Source organism: Polaromonas sp. P1_G2 (assembly GCF_056405515.1).
Map to the genome: position 1 here is coordinate 1 of NZ_JBFUBY010001567.1, position 383 is coordinate 383.

A 383-nucleotide genomic window follows, 5' to 3' on the forward strand; every position below is an offset into this window, starting at 1 on the left:
ATCACATCCTTGATCTCGTCATTGGTGGTAATTTCGATCTTCTGGTTGAGATCGCCGATCGCCACGCCGTCGGCGACGGTCTTGATCTTGCCGAGACCCCGGCCGATGCCGGTCGCGATCCAGAAGGCAGCGCCGATGCCGATCAGGGCCGCACCGATCGCGACGGCGATCATCAGGTTGCGCATGGTGCCATAGGCAATGTCATTGGCGTCGTTGGCCGCCTGCATCTGGCGATGCTCGTTGTTCAGGATCGTCTGAAGGGTAGTGTCGAGATTGGCGAGCGCCGTGCGCACCTCGGTCTTTTCGAGGTTCATCGCGCCTTTCTGGTCGTTGGCGGCCAGCATGTCGCGCAGCCGGTCGTCGGCACTGTTGAACGCCGTGAT

At 61.1% G+C, this 383-nt stretch carries 1 pseudogene; it reads right to left on the reverse strand.

Features of this window, described 5'->3' with window-relative positions:
• Positions 1-383 (reverse strand): annotated as a pseudogene (locus AC1D0P_RS31575) (hypothetical protein); the annotation flags it as partial.